This window comes from Acetoanaerobium sticklandii, from assembly GCF_000196455.1.
Classification (GTDB): Bacteria; Bacillota; Clostridia; order Peptostreptococcales; family Filifactoraceae; genus Acetoanaerobium; species Acetoanaerobium sticklandii.
The window spans coordinates 1,779,172-1,793,761 of record NC_014614.1 but is presented as its reverse complement, the minus strand read 5'-3'; the positions used below and the strand labels follow the sequence as shown (position 1 = coordinate 1,793,761).

Genomic DNA, 14,590 nt, shown 5'->3' with positions numbered 1-14,590 from the left:
TCAAGGTTAAAGATAAATTTGGAGGTCATTATGAGAGAAACCTATGATATTTTGAAAAATATAGTAAGTGAACAAGATATATTAACAAAAGAATATATGAAGAATCATACATCGTTTAAAATTGGAGGGAGCGCTGATTTTTTAGTCACCCCTAGAACTGTAGACCAGATTCAAAATCTAATAAAAACCCTGAAAAAAGAAAATATACCTGTATTTATTATGGGAAATGGAAGCAATCTTTTGGTTAGCGACAAAGGGATAAGAGGAGTAGTAATTAAGCTGTCTAAAAACTTCAGTAGCTTTAGCATTTCAGGTGACGAGGTAACAGCTCAGAGCGGAATACTTCTTTCTACTTTGTCAAAATCCATTGTAAATGAGTCTTTGTCTGGTTTTGAATTTGCAAGTGGGATTCCTGGAACCATAGGTGGAGCTGTGACTATGAATGCAGGCGCTTATGATTCTGAGATGAAGAATATAGTAGAAGAAGTTGTGGCTATGGACATGGATGGAAATATCAAAACTTTTACAAATCAAGAGATGAACTTTAGATATAGAAAAAGCAGAGTGACTGATGAAACCTTAGTGGTATTAGAAGCCAAGCTTAAGCTTGAAAAAGGTAATATTGAGGATATCAAAGCAAAAATAGATGATTTCACTGTAAGAAGAACAACTAAGCAGCCACTTACAGCATATAGTGCAGGCTCTACTTTTAAAAGACCTGAAGGATATTTTGCAGGCAAATTGATTGAAGATGCAGGGCTCAAGGGTATAATTATGAGAAATGCGGCTGTTTCTAGTTTGCATAGTGGGTTTGTTATAAACACTGGAGATGCAACCTGTGAAAATATTCTAGAATTAATAGAGTTTATAAAACTGACCGTTTTTTCTAAATTTGGAGTCATGCTCGAAGAAGAGGTGAGGGTAGTAGGTGAACAATAATCTTAAAGTAGTAGCTGATTATCATACACACACTATATACAGTGATGGTAAAGGCACTATTGAACAAAATGTTAAATCAGCTATAGACAAAGGGCTTGAAATCATAGGAATATCAGATCATGGATACAAGCACATGGGATTTGGGGTTAAATATAACCTTTTTGAGAAAATGCGCTATGAAATTGATTTAATGAAGGAAAAGTATCCTCAAATCAAAATATTACTTGGAGTTGAATGTAATATCTTGGATGATAGAGGAAATATTGATATAGATGATAAAATTTTAGGGTATTTTGATTATGTCATGGCAGGCTACCATTTTGGTTCCATGCCTACGAGATGGACAAGAGGAATGAGAAATCATTTTAATAATTATTTCAAACCCTTAAAATCATTAGAAAAAGCATATAATACAAGAGCACTTGTTAATGCGATGAGAAACAATGATATTTTTGTTTTAACACATCCAGGAGATAAAGGGGATGTAGATATAATAGAGGTAGCAAAAGCTGCTCAGGAGACTAAAACCTACATGGAAATTAATTCGCATCATAAAAATCTCTCGATAGAGCAGTTAAGATTAATAAAAAATATTGATGTTGAATATATTTTAGGCTCGGATTCACATCTGCCAAACCATGTAGGAGATTTTACAAATGCTTTGGAAAGAGCAATTTCAGCTGGGGTAGATATCGATAAGATTGTAAATGTCAGGAGGGTTTAGATCATGCATATAGTTATAGTAACTGGCTTATCAGGTTCTGGCAAAAGTGAAGCAATGAATGTCATGGAAGACATGGGCTTTTATTGTGTGGATAACCTTCCACCAGCTTTATTACCTAAGTTTGTAGAGGTATGTTCTTCATCTCAAGGAGCTCTTGATAAGGTAGCACTAGGTATAGATATCAGGGGCTATAAATTTTTTAAGGATTTGAACGAAAGCCTTAGATTTATGGAAAAGAATGATTATAAATTTGACATAATATTTTTAGAAGCTGATGATAACACCTTGGTAAGAAGATATAAAATGACTAGAAGAAAGCATCCTTTGGCACTTGAAGACAATATATTTCAGGGTATTCAAAGAGAACGTGCAATGCTAGAGGAACTAAAACAACAATCTGGTTATATTATCAACACTACCAATATGAAGCCAAGTGATTTAAAAGATGAGATAAATAATATATTTAAAGAAGGCAAGGAAAAAACAAATTTGATAATTTCAGTTACCTCATTTGGATTTAAGCATGGTATACCAATAGATGCTGATTTGGTATTTGATGTGAGATTTATGCCAAATCCTTATTATATTGAGGATTTAAAAGAGAAAACTGGTGACGATAAGGAAATCAGAGACTATGTCATGAACTCAAATCAAAGTGTAATATTTAAGGAAAAGCTTCAGGATATGATTGAGTTTTTAATTCCAAATTATATCAAGGAAGGCAAAAATCATTTAGTTATTGCTATTGGCTGTACTGGAGGCAGACACCGTTCTGTTACTATTGCAAACCTGTTGTATGACTTTTTAAAGGATAAAGGGTATAGAGTTTTCAAAAAACATAGAGATTATACTCTAAAATAGGTGAAGTCTATGAAGAAAAAAATAACAGTAATAGGTGGAGGAACAGGTCAAGCTAATCTTCTGAGAGGTCTTAAAAATTACAATATAGATTTGACCGCAGTTGTAACTATGGCTGATGATGGTGGTGGCTCAGGAAAGCTGAGGCAAGAAATTGGAATGCTTCCTCCGGGAGATATAAGAAACTGCATTATAGCTCTATCTGATATTGAACCGGCTATGGAAACTCTTATGCAGCATAGATTCAAAGAGGGAAGCCTAAAAGGGCAAAGCTTTGGTAATTTATTTTTAGCAGCCTTAAATGAAATTTATGGAGATTTTGAATTAGCTATTTCGAAAATATCTGAAATTTTGGCTGTAAGAGGAAGAGTTCTGCCTGTGACACTTGAAGATATACACCTTGTTGCAAAGCTCGCAAATGGAAACCTAGTAAACGGTGAATCTAACATAGCTCAGGAGTGTATCAATCAGTCCACTAGAATTGATAAAATACTTTTAAGACCATCAAATGTAGATGCATTTCCAGAAGTAATAGATAGAATTAATAATTCAGATATTATAGTTTTAGGGCCTGGAAGTCTTTATACTAGCATAATTCCAAATCTTTTGGTTACAGATGTTGCTAAAGCAATATATGAATCTAAAGCTGTAAAAATATATGTATCCAATATAATGACGGAATATGGGGAGACTACTGGCTATAGTATTTATAACCATATGAAGGCTATTCTTGACCATAGTATATTTCCAATTATCGATAAAGCAATTATTAATAAAAAGGATATCCCTGGAAATATATTGCAAAAATATTTATATGAGGGACAAACTCCTTTATTCCTGGATAAAAAGCAAAAAAAACAGATTTTAGAGCTTGGGATAGAGGTCATTCAAGACGACTTAATTACCATAAAAAACGAGCTACTAATTCATGATAGTGATAAAATATCGAAAGTTATTATGGATTTAGCAAAAAAAACTGATAGTTCTAAAATAAATCAAAGTATTTTATAATTTTTATTTATGTAAATTACTATTTTGAATTTGTATAAATACTAATATATAGTATACTATTATAAAGAAACTTGCAGACTAAATTTACAAGGAGTGAGGGGCAGCATGAGGGAAGAAATAAGTTCTGGTGGAGTCATTGTTTTTGGAAACGCCATCCTTCTCCTAAAAAAATATAATGGAGACTGGGTTTTACCTAAAGGTAAAGTAGAACCTGGAGAAAAGAAAGACGAAGCCGCCCTAAGAGAAGTGTTTGAAGAAAGTGGATTGAAAGCTGAGATAATCAAATATCTAGGAGAAATTCATTACACCTATAAAGAAAATTGGGATGAAAATAAAAGAGTCCATAAGACGGTATATTGGTATCTGATGCATTCCAGAAGTATGGATACAGTCCCTCAAAGAGAAGAGGGCTTCATAGAAGCCAAGTTCATTCATATAGATAGAGTGTTAGAGATGGCAAAATATGATGACGAAAAGGAAATAATAAAAGTTGCATTAGATGAAATTAACAAAAAATCATATAATAACTCAGGTGATTAAAGTGTCATTTTCAACTCAAGTTAAAAACGAGCTTTCAAGGATTATTCCTGAAGATAAGAATGTTAGAATTGCTGAATTAGCTGCCTTAATTCGCATGAGCGGAAGCCTGCAGCTAATGGGCTACAATAAATTGTCATTCAAGGTTGTTACTGAAAATGCTGCAATTGCAAGAAAAGTTTTTTCTTTGCTAAAAATGTGTTTTAATATTCATGTAGAAATACAGGTTAAGAAAAATAAGAATTTAAAAAAGAACAATACATATTTCTTGTTTGTATCATATGAACAAGGGGCAAATGATATATTAGTAGAAATAGGTATACTAAAAAAAGACGGTAAGGATTATACTATTCAAAGCGACATACCTGAATCCTTCATCTCTGATGAAAAATCAAAGCGTGCATATATTAGAGGAGCTTTTCTAGGTGGGGGATCGATTTCAGATCCAGAAAAAACCTATCATATGGAATTTGTTACTGTAGATGACGAGCTAAGTACCTACATAAGAAATTTACTAAATACATATGATTTTAATGCTAAAATAGTACCTAGAAAGAACACCTACGTAGTATATATCAAAGAAAGCAATAATATATCAGATTTACTTAACATAATGGGAGCACATAATGCTCTATTTCAGCTAGAGGACGTTAAGATTATGAAGCAGATGAGAAATGATGTAAATAGGATTGTCAATTGTGAGACTGCAAACCTTACTAAGACAGTAAATGCATCTATGAGACAGATAGAAGCTATAAACTATATCATAAATACAGTAGGTATAGACTACCTCCCTGAAAGTCTTCAGGAAATAGCAGAGCTAAGAGTAGAATATGAAGATTTAAGCCTTAAGGAACTAGGCGAAATGCTAGATAAACCACTTGGAAAATCAGGTGTTAATCATAGATTGAAAAAAATAGAAGATATTGCAAACGAACTAAAAGAAGGGAGAAAGTAAAAATGATAACAAAGGAACTTACAATAAAAAATGAAATAGGATTACACGCAAGACCTGCAGCTCTCTTTGTTCAGACTGCAAACAAATTCTTATCAGATATAATGATAAAAAAAGCAGGAAAAACTGTAAACGCAAAGTCAATAATGGGAGTTATGGCTATGGGGATATCTAAAGGTGAGATGATAGAAATAATAATAGATGGCCCAGATGAGGAAAACGCTATCTCTGCCATAGAGGACCTTATCAACGTAAAACTACTAGAGTCATAATATAAAAAAATTAAAAAAATATAGATTAATAGTGTTGACAAACGATATTAATCTATATATAATTCATATTATTCTAAACGATATAAAACAACTGAATCTTATCCAGAGAGGTGGAGGGACTGGCCCTACGAAACCCGGCAACCAGCTGCATTGCAGCATTGGTGCTAATTCCTGAGGTATTATTACATACCTAAAGATAAGAGATAACTGAAATCTTAGTTTATTAATCTCTTTCTTTGTGAAAGAGATTTTTTTATTTTCAAAAAAGATTTCTTATATTCATAAGCAATTTTGGTTAGATTAAGGTGTTGAGCTTTTATTTGTTTAGAAGTGGATTAGTCGACAAAATCCGATTTGCAATTTAATTATCAAAAATTAAGGAGGCTAAAATTGATTGACATTAGAAATCTATCAAAGGTATATAGTGATTCCAAAACACCCATAATTGCTCTGGATAATATAAACATTCAGATTGATAAAGGAGAGATATATGGGATAGTAGGTCTAAGTGGAGCTGGAAAGTCTTCGCTTGTCAGATGCATTAACAGAATAGAAGAGCCAACAAGTGGCGAAATTTATATAGATAAAATAAATATAATGGATTTAAATCAAAAGGATTTAAGGAAAACCAGAAAAAAGATTTCGATGATTTTTCAAGGGTTTAATTTGTTAAATAGCAAAACTGTATATGAAAATATTGCATTTCCACTAAAACTAGATAAGCTTCCAAAATCTGAGATAAATGCTAGAGTAAATGAATTACTAAGCTGGGTTGAGCTTTCAGACAAAGCAAATGCTTATACTTCACAGCTTAGTGGAGGACAAAAACAAAGAGTTGCTATTGCTAGAGCTCTAGCTAGCAAACCAGATATTTTATTATCGGATGAAGCCACTTCAGCTCTTGACCCGAAAACTACAAATCAAATTCTAAGTATGCTTAAAAGGATTAATAAAGAAATGAATATAACTATAGTAGTTATTACTCATGAGATGGAAGTGGTAAAAAGTATCTGCGATAAAACAGTGGTGCTTGAAAATGGAAGGATTATAGCTCAAGGAAATACAATCGATATTTTTTCAAATAAAGATAATTGTAGCCCAGATATATTTTCTAAAGAAGAGTCTTTAGATTATAAAGAGCATTATAAGGGAGAGCTATTAAAGCTTAGCTTTGTGGGAGAGAATGCTAAAAATCCAATAATATCAAATCTCGTAAAGAAGTTTGATTTAGAGCTAAATATTATTTCAGGCAACATTGAATATATACAGGAAAAGCCACTTGGAACTTTGATTGTGGAATTAAAGCGCCATGACAATCTAAGCACAATTATAGATTATTTAAATAATCACGATGTTCGGGCAGAGGTGTTATAAAATGATAGAACTATTAGATTTACTCATACCATCAATTAACGAAACCCTATATATGGTATTCATATCAACTGTATTTACGGTTATCCTGGGGCTACCTCTAGGAATACTTCTAGTGATAACAAGAGAAGACAGTGTACTACCAAACAGCAATATTTATAATAGCTTGTCAATTCTTATAAATATCACAAGATCGATTCCCTTTGTAATTTTAATGATATTTATAATCCCTTTTACTCGGCTAGTTGTTGGAAGTTCAATTGGAACAAATGCAGCCATAGTGCCTTTAGTGGTAGCGGCTATTCCTTTCTTTGCAAGACTAGTAGAAGGCTCAATTTTAGAAGTCAATCCAGGTGTAATTGAAGCTGGAGTATCAATGGGAGCCTCTCCACTAGAAATAGTACTAAAAATATTAATTCCTGAAGCAATGCCTTCGCTTGTATTAAATGTCACAGTGACAATCATAAATATTATAGGCTATAGTGCAATGGCTGGAGCTGTAGGTGGAGGAGGACTAGGATACCTAGCGATTGGATATGGATATCATAGATTTCAGACAGATGTGATGTTTGCAACAGTAATAATATTAATTATTTTAGTTCAGTTAATTCAAATTTCAGGGAATAAAATTTCAAATTCGATATATAGAAAATAGGAGGATAATAAAATGAATATAAAAAAATTATTAGTGTTAATATCAGCTTTAATCGTGGTAGTAGCTTTTGTAGGTTGTGCTTCTCAGCAAGAAGTAGCTAAAAGCGACAATGTAATAAAAATAGGAGCCTCACCAGTTCCTCATGCAGAAATACTTGAAGAAATTAAACCTATATTAAAAGAGCAAGGTATTGAGCTTGAGATAATTGAATTTACGGATTATGTTACTCCAAACCTAGCACTTGACAGTAAAGAAATTGATGCAAATTTCTTTCAGCATCTTCCGTATCTAGAGTCATTTACAAGAGAAAATAATTTAAAGCTATCTAGTATAGGAAATGTTCATGTTGAGCCTCTAGGACTTTATTCAAAAAAACTAGGCTCAATAGAGGAGCTAAAAGATAGCGCTCAGATTGCTATACCAAATGACCCGACAAATGAAGGAAGAGCGCTTATATTACTTGAAAATAACGGCTTAATAAAATTAAAAGAAAACTCTGGACTTGAAGCAACGCTTAAAGATATAGAAAGCAATCCTAAAAACATTGAATTCAAAGAAGTAGAGGCGGCTCAGCTTCCTAGAACCTTAGAAGATGTAGATGCAAGCGTAATAAATACGAACTATGCTATTGAAGCAGGACTGGATTTAACTAAGGATGCCTTATTATCTGAAGGCAAAGAATCTCCCTATGCAAATATTCTTGTAGTAAGACCTGAGGATGAAAAAAATGAAAACCTAATCAAAGTACTAAAGGCACTTCAAAGTGATGAAGTGAAAAGCTTTATAGAAAAGAAATATGGAGGAGCAGTTGTTCCAGCTTTCTAATAAATTTTAAAAATATATCATCTTTATGCTACAATAGAGTTAAAGGAAATCATAAAATGAATTCTTATAAAGTAGTGTTGGATGGTGGTAATTATGGATAAGAAATTTGTGCATCTTCATCTTCATACTCAGTATAGTTTGCTGGATGGATTTGCCAAAATTGATAAACTAATACAACGCGCCAAGGATTACTCAATGGATGCTGTAGCAATAACAGACCATGGAGTTATGTTTGGCGTTATTGATTTTTATAAAAAAGCAAAGGCAAATGGAATTAAGCCTATAATAGGCTGTGAGGTATATACAGCCTCAAGAACATATAAGGACAAAGAAGGAATAGATAAAAAATCAGGGCATCTAATACTTCTTGCAGAAAATGAAAAGGGTTATAGAAATCTAGTAAAGCTAGTATCTATGGGTTTTGTTGAGGGCTTTTATTATAAGCCTAGAATAGACTACAAAATACTAAAGGAGCATTCAGAGGGATTAATTGGACTATCGGCCTGTCTAGCAGGAGAAATCCAGCAAAAGCTTATGAATGGTCAATATAAAGAAGCGAAAGAAATTGCACTGATGCTCAGAGATATATTTGGTGAAAACAATTTTTTTCTAGAGCTTCAAGATCATGGAATAAGAGAGCAGAAAAAGGTAAATATATTTCTTAGAAAGCTTTCTCAGGACACGGGAATACCTCTAGTAGCAACCAATGATGTTCATTATGTGGATAAAGACGATGCTAAAACCCATGATATTCTCTTATGTATCCAAACTGGAAAAACCTTAGCAGATGAGCATAAAATGGAATTTGAAACAGATGAATTCTATTTTAAGTCGCAATCAGAAATGTATGAACTGTTTCCGGATGATGCGCAGGCACTTAGAAATACTTGGGAAATTGCCAATAGATGCAATGTGGATTTTGATTTTAATACTATTCATTTGCCTGAATACAGCGTACCGGAAAACAAAGCTCCTAGCGAGTATCTTAGACAGCTGTGCCAAGATGGCCTCGTAGATAGATATAAAACCATAGATTCTAAGCTTCAAGAAAGACTGGATTTTGAACTTAATGTAATAGAAAATATGGGTTATGTTGAATACTTCCTTATAGTTTGGGATTTTATAGATTTTTCGAAAAGAAGCAATATAATGGTAGGCCCAGGTAGGGGCTCTGCGGCTGGTTCAATTGTAGCCTATACTCTAGGTATTACTGATATAGACCCAATAAAATATGGCTTGCTATTTGAACGCTTTTTAAACCCTGAGAGGGTTTCGATGCCAGATATAGATATAGATTTTTGCTATGAAAAAAGAGAAAAAGTAATTGATTATGTAAGAGAAAAATATGGAAGCGACCATGTATCACAAATCATAACCTTTGGAACCCTTGGAGCTCGTTCATCTATACGAGATGTAGGAAGAGTTATGGGAATAAGCTACAGTGATGTGGATAAAGTAGCAAAGGAAATACCTTTTGCCCTAAACATGACAATTGAAAAGGCGCTTGATTTAAATCCTAATCTAAGAAAAATATACAACGAAGATGAAAAAGCAAGAGAGCTTATAGATGTAGCTAAAAACGTAGAGGGTTTGCCAAGACATGCTTCTACCCACGCAGCAGGAGTTGTTATATCAAAGGAACCCGTAGATCATTATGTGCCTTTATATACTCAAGATAACGCTGTGACTACGCAGTTTCCTATGACCACTCTAGAAGAGCTAGGGCTGCTTAAAATGGATTTCTTAGGGCTTCGTACTCTTACAGTTATCCAAAAGGCAATAGATATAATATTAAGAACAAGAAATATAACCATAGATTTTTCAAATAGCGATTACGATGATAAGGCAGTATATGAGCTTCTTTCGTCTGGAGATACTCTAGGCGTATTTCAGCTTGAAAGCAGTGGCATGAGACAGTTTATGAAAGAGCTTAAGCCAGAGACCTTCGAAGATATAGTAGCTGGGATTTCGCTTTACAGACCAGGACCAATGGATTCTATTCCTTTATATATAAAGAATAAAAACAATCCTGATTCTGTAGTTTACGACCATGAATCAATACGCCCGATATTAGAAGTAACTAGAGGAATATTAGTATATCAAGAGCAGGTTATGCAAGTGGTTAGAGATTTAGCTGGATATTCCTATGGCAGGTCAGACCTAGTTAGAAGAGCTATGAGTAAGAAAAAAATGGATGTCATGGAAGAAGAAAGACGTAATTTTGTATATGGAAAAGAAGACGAAAATGGAAATATAGAAATTAATGGATGTGTAAGAAATGGAATTCCAGAAAAAATAGCCAACAAAATATTTGATGATATGATAGATTTTGCAAATTATGCTTTTAATAAATCTCATGCAGCGGCTTACGCTGTGCTTGCTTATGAAACAGCATATTTAAAGGCGTACTATCCTGTTGAATTTATGGCAGCTATAATGACGAGCGTCATGGGAAATACAGATAAAGTTGTAGAATATATCAGAGAATGCGAAAGGCTAAAAATAGAAGTCCTAAAGCCAGATGTCAACAAAAGCTTCACAGAGTTTGCAGTTGAAAATAACCACATAAGATATAGCCTATGTGCAGTAAAAAATGTAGGGGTACATTTTGTGGAAAATCTGGTAGCTGAAAGAGAAGAAAAGGGCATATATATTGATTTTGATGACTTTGCAAAAAGACTAGATAAAAAGGATATAAACAAAAGAACCATTGAGAGCCTTATAAAATGTGGAGCCTTTGATGAGCTGATACCAAATAGAGCTAGTATCATGGCTGGATATGAAAAAATCCTTTCTAGTATTTCAAATTCAAGGAAAAATAATATAGAAGGACAGGTTTCTCTTTTCGATACTCAGCTTCAAAATGAAGTAAAAGCTAAAATCATAGAGCTTTCGGAGTTTAATGATAAAGAAAAGCTTCAGATGGAAAAAGAAGTACTTGGACTTTACTTAAGTGGCCATCCACTTAATGAATATAAGGATATGCTATCTAGAATAACAACTACAACAACCTTAACGCTAAGAGAAATGAAAGATAATTACATTGAAAACCAATTCAAAGATAATATGAGCGTAAAAATTGGTGGAGTAATAAATAAGAAAAGCATAAAATCGACTAAGAATAAAGACATGATGGCTTTTTTAACCCTAGAGGACATATATGGAACAGTGGAAATAATAGTGTTTCCTAAAATTTTTCTTAAAGAATCTTCTCTTTTGCAAGAAGATGTAGCAATCCTAGTTCATGGAAGATTATCCTTAAAGGAAGATGAAGAACCAAAAATAATTGCAGAAAAAATTGAATCTCTTTCAAATCAAATGGATAATTCTCTATATTTAAGGGTAAATAATATTGAGGACAAAGACTTGTTAAAAGAAATTAAAAAAGTAATAAATCAATATCCTGGAAATACCTATATTTATTATTTTGATAGCAAATCAAAAAAAGTATTTGCTCCTCAAAAAATAGAAGCTGTAGAATTGTGTGAGGAATTGCTCGAAGAGTTAGCAGATATAATAGGTGAAGATAATATTAAGATAAAGTAAAAATAAAATCAAGCACTATGAATAACGGCCCTTATCTGATATAATATTAAAAAATGGTAGGGGCCACCTGCCATATATTTTTATATATAGTGGGATGAAAAATGACAATAAGGGACAAAAACGCTCCCTTGATTTGGAGGGATAGTATAATGAAGAAAATTGCAGTATTAACAAGTGGGGGAGATGCTCCTGGAATGAATGCTGCTATCAGAGCGGTAGTAAGATACTCAATTTATCATGATATTAAGGTATACGGAGTTCAAAGAGGCTATAAAGGTCTCATGGAAGGCGAGCTACAAGAAATGTCAATTTCATCTGTAGGCGATATTATCCATAGAGGAGGTACTATACTTCGCTCAGCTAGATCTTTAGAATTTAAAGAAAAAGAAGGTCAAAAAAAGGCTTTAAATGTTTTAGATGTATTTAAAATAGACGGCTTAGTAGTAATCGGTGGAGATGGTTCATTTATGGGAGCTAAAGCACTCAGTGAACAGGGCTTTCCTGCAATAGGTATTCCAGGAACGATTGACAATGACTTGGCATATACAGATTTTACTATAGGCTTTGATACAGCTGTAAACACTGCTCTAGATGCAATCAGTAAGCTTAGAGATACTACCTCCTCGCATGAAAGAGTGAGCATAATTGAAGTGATGGGCAGAAACTGTGGGGACATAGCATTATACGCAGGACTAGCAGGTGGAGCTGAGGCAATTTTAGTTCCAGAAATGCCTTATGATTTGGATGAAATATGCAAAAAGCTTATAAGCTCAAATAATAGAGGAAAAACTCAAAGTATAATTTTAGTTGCAGAGGGTGTAGGCTCAGCTACAGAAATAGGCCACGTGATACAAGAAAGAACTGGACTAGAGGCGAGATCTACCATACTTGGACATATACAAAGAGGTGGAACACCATCAGCTACAGACAGACTACTTGGAAGCAGGCTAGGAGGAGCGGCAGTTCAGCTTCTAATAGATGGAAAATCTTCTAGAGTTGTAGGAATTAAAGACAATGACATTATAGATTTGGATATACATGAAGCGCTTAGCATGAAAAGACAATTTAATTTAGATATGTACAATCTAGCTCAGATACTTTCTATATAGAAAAAATAAAAGGAGTGATAGTATGTTCAATAAAAAAACAAAAATAGTATGCACTATAGGACCAGCTAGTGAAAGCATAGATACGCTTAAGGAGCTTATAAAAAGCGGTCTAAATGTATGTAGACTTAATTTCTCTCACGGTAATTATGAAGAGCATGGAAAGAGAATAGATAACATAAAAGCAGCTAGAAATGAAATGAAGCTGCCAATTGCAATACTGCTTGATACTAAAGGCCCTGAAATTAGAACAGGTAAATTTTCATCTCCAGAAGTAAATCTAGTAGAAGGACAAAACTTCATCATTACTATGGAAGAGGTTTTAGGCGATGAAACAAAGTGTACAGTTTCATATAAAGAACTAGTTAACGATGTAAAGCCTGGCAACCAAATTCTTATAGACGATGGTCTAGTAGGTCTTGCGGTACAAGAAATCAAAGGACAAGAGATACTATGCATCGTTCAAAATGCAGGCACTATCAAAGACAATAAAGGCGTAAACGTACCTAATGTAAAAATAAATCTTCCTGCAATAACAGCAAAAGATAAAAAAGACATAGAATTTGGTATTGAACAAGGAATTGATTTTATTGCTGCTTCATTTGTGCGTAAAGCATCTGACGTGCTAGCTATAAGAGAAATACTAGAAGAACATAATGCTACTAACATACAGATTATTTCAAAGATAGAAAACCAAGAAGGCGTAGACAACATAGACGAAATATTAGAGGTTTCTGACGGCTTGATGGTTGCAAGAGGTGATTTGGGAGTTGAAATCCCAACTGAAGACATTCCTATAGTTCAAAAAGAGTTAATCAAAAAATGTAATATACTTGGAAAGCCAGTAATAACAGCTACACAAATGTTAGATTCAATGATAAGAAACCCAAGACCTACAAGAGCAGAGGTTACAGATGTTGCTAATGCAATATTTGATGGTACAGATGCTATCATGCTATCTGGAGAAACAGCAGCTGGAAAGTATCCACTTGAATCTGTTAAGACTATGGCATCTATAGCTATAAGGGCAGAGCAAACCTTAGATTATGAAGAATTACTAAAAACTAAAGTTAAGCTACGCCAGCTAAACATCACAAACGCTATCAGTCATGCGACTTGTACGACTGCAATTGATTTAAAAGCAAGTGCAATTATATCAGCTACAGCTTCTGGCTACACTGCTAGAATGGTATCTAGCTATAGACCATCCGCTCCAATAATTGCGGCAACAAACTCTGAAATGGTTATGAGACAAATGGGTCTTGTTTGGGGGGTGTATCCTCTACTTACTGAAAAAGGAATGTCTACAGATGATGTATTCGAAAAATCAGTTCAAAGTGCTTTAGACATGGATTATATCTCATCTGGAGACCTTGTAGTAATAACGGCTGGTGTTCCTGTAGGAATAGCAGGTACAACAAACCTAATCAATGTCCATATTGCTTCTGAAATACTTATAAGAGGAGTAGGTGTTGGAACTACAAATATTTCTGGTAGAGCTAGACTAATTACTGATTCTAATATGGAAATAGAACAAGGTGATATTATAGTAGCATCTAGCACAGATAAAGATATGATGAATATAATAAACAAGGCATCTGCAATTATTACAGAAGAAGGCGGTCTTACTAGCCATGCTGCTGTAGTGGGAGTGAGCCTAGGAATACCTGTAATAGTATCTGCTACAAATGCTCTAAAGATAATAGAAGATAATGAAACTATAACTATAGATGCTCAAAGCGGATTAGTATATAAAGGCGAAGTAAGAATGCTATAAAAAAATCGTTTTTA

General features: G+C 33.7%; 13 protein-coding genes and 1 riboswitch. All 13 genes read left to right on the top strand.

Annotated elements, in window-relative coordinates; all coding sequences use genetic code 11:
• The first annotated feature begins 30 nt into the window (after positions 1-30).
• On the top strand, positions 31-939 hold the full coding sequence (gene murB / locus CLOST_RS08410) for a UDP-N-acetylmuramate dehydrogenase (protein WP_013361872.1): 909 nt from the start codon (positions 31-33) through the stop codon (positions 937-939).
• The gene (locus CLOST_RS08405; protein ID WP_013361871.1) at positions 929-1,663 is read left to right on the top strand and encodes a PHP domain-containing protein; all 735 of its coding nucleotides are present in this window, start codon (positions 929-931) and stop codon (positions 1,661-1,663) included. The genes murB and CLOST_RS08405 overlap by 11 nt, the downstream gene beginning before the upstream one ends.
• Positions 1,664-1,666: 3 nt before the next feature.
• Complete coding sequence (rapZ, locus tag CLOST_RS08400; RefSeq protein WP_013361870.1) at positions 1,667-2,524, top strand: RNase adapter RapZ; 858 nt, start codon at positions 1,667-1,669, stop codon at positions 2,522-2,524.
• Positions 2,525-2,533: 9 nt separating this feature from the next.
• The gene (locus tag CLOST_RS08395; protein ID WP_013361869.1) at positions 2,534-3,532 is read left to right on the top strand and encodes a gluconeogenesis factor YvcK family protein; all 999 of its coding nucleotides are present in this window, start codon (positions 2,534-2,536) and stop codon (positions 3,530-3,532) included.
• A gap of 105 nt (positions 3,533-3,637) precedes the next feature.
• Entirely contained in the window at positions 3,638-4,072 is a 435-nt protein-coding gene (locus CLOST_RS08390; protein WP_013361868.1) for an NUDIX hydrolase, read from the top strand.
• A 1-nt stretch (position 4,073) separates the two neighbouring features.
• On the top strand, positions 4,074-5,027 hold the full coding sequence (whiA, locus tag CLOST_RS08385) for a DNA-binding protein WhiA (RefSeq protein ID WP_041487162.1): 954 nt from the start codon (positions 4,074-4,076) through the stop codon (positions 5,025-5,027).
• A 2-nt stretch (positions 5,028-5,029) separates the two neighbouring features.
• Positions 5,030-5,296 carry an HPr family phosphocarrier protein gene (locus CLOST_RS08380; RefSeq protein WP_013361866.1) on the top strand — a complete coding sequence of 89 codons (267 nt, stop codon included), beginning with the start codon at positions 5,030-5,032 and terminating at the stop codon, positions 5,294-5,296.
• Positions 5,297-5,391: 95 nt separating this feature from the next.
• Positions 5,392-5,499, top strand: a riboswitch (SAM riboswitch).
• A gap of 187 nt (positions 5,500-5,686) precedes the next feature.
• Positions 5,687-6,670, top strand: coding sequence for a methionine ABC transporter ATP-binding protein (locus CLOST_RS08375; protein ID WP_013361865.1), 984 nt, complete (start codon positions 5,687-5,689; stop codon positions 6,668-6,670).
• 1 nt (position 6,671) lies between these two features.
• A complete protein-coding gene (locus CLOST_RS08370) occupies positions 6,672-7,322 on the top strand; it encodes a methionine ABC transporter permease (RefSeq protein WP_013361864.1) in 651 nt (216 codons plus the stop codon).
• Positions 7,323-7,334: 12 nt separating this feature from the next.
• Positions 7,335-8,147, top strand: a complete 813-nt coding sequence (locus tag CLOST_RS08365) for a MetQ/NlpA family ABC transporter substrate-binding protein (protein ID WP_013361863.1) — start codon at positions 7,335-7,337, stop codon at positions 8,145-8,147.
• A 93-nt stretch (positions 8,148-8,240) separates the two neighbouring features.
• A complete protein-coding gene (locus tag CLOST_RS08360; RefSeq protein WP_013361862.1) occupies positions 8,241-11,693 on the top strand; it encodes a DNA polymerase III subunit alpha in 3,453 nt (1,150 codons plus the stop codon).
• Positions 11,694-11,842: 149 nt separating this feature from the next.
• The gene (gene pfkA, locus CLOST_RS08355; RefSeq protein WP_013361861.1) at positions 11,843-12,802 is read left to right on the top strand and encodes a 6-phosphofructokinase; all 960 of its coding nucleotides are present in this window, start codon (positions 11,843-11,845) and stop codon (positions 12,800-12,802) included.
• Positions 12,803-12,824: 22 nt separating this feature from the next.
• Positions 12,825-14,576, top strand: coding sequence for a pyruvate kinase (pyk, locus tag CLOST_RS08350; RefSeq protein ID WP_013361860.1), 1,752 nt, complete (start codon positions 12,825-12,827; stop codon positions 14,574-14,576).
• Positions 14,577-14,590 lie beyond the last annotated feature (14 nt).

Bases quoted from the DNA above. Each gene is read 5' to 3' on its own strand.
- murB (WP_013361872.1), top strand. From the start codon at position 31: ATGAGAGAAACCTATGATATTTTGAAAAATATAGTAAGTGAACAAGAT.
- CLOST_RS08360 (WP_013361862.1), top strand. From the start codon at position 8,241: ATGGATAAGAAATTTGTGCATCTTCATCTTCATACTCAGTATAGTTTG.
- CLOST_RS08370 (WP_013361864.1), top strand. From the start codon at position 6,672: ATGATAGAACTATTAGATTTACTCATACCATCAATTAACGAAACCCTA.
- CLOST_RS08365 (WP_013361863.1), top strand. From the start codon at position 7,335: ATGAATATAAAAAAATTATTAGTGTTAATATCAGCTTTAATCGTGGTA.
- CLOST_RS08395 (WP_013361869.1), top strand. From the start codon at position 2,534: ATGAAGAAAAAAATAACAGTAATAGGTGGAGGAACAGGTCAAGCTAAT.
- rapZ (WP_013361870.1), top strand. From the start codon at position 1,667: ATGCATATAGTTATAGTAACTGGCTTATCAGGTTCTGGCAAAAGTGAA.
- CLOST_RS08380 (WP_013361866.1), top strand. From the start codon at position 5,030: ATGATAACAAAGGAACTTACAATAAAAAATGAAATAGGATTACACGCA.
- CLOST_RS08390 (WP_013361868.1), top strand. From the start codon at position 3,638: ATGAGGGAAGAAATAAGTTCTGGTGGAGTCATTGTTTTTGGAAACGCC.
- pfkA (WP_013361861.1), top strand. From the start codon at position 11,843: ATGAAGAAAATTGCAGTATTAACAAGTGGGGGAGATGCTCCTGGAATG.
- pyk (WP_013361860.1), top strand. From the start codon at position 12,825: ATGTTCAATAAAAAAACAAAAATAGTATGCACTATAGGACCAGCTAGT.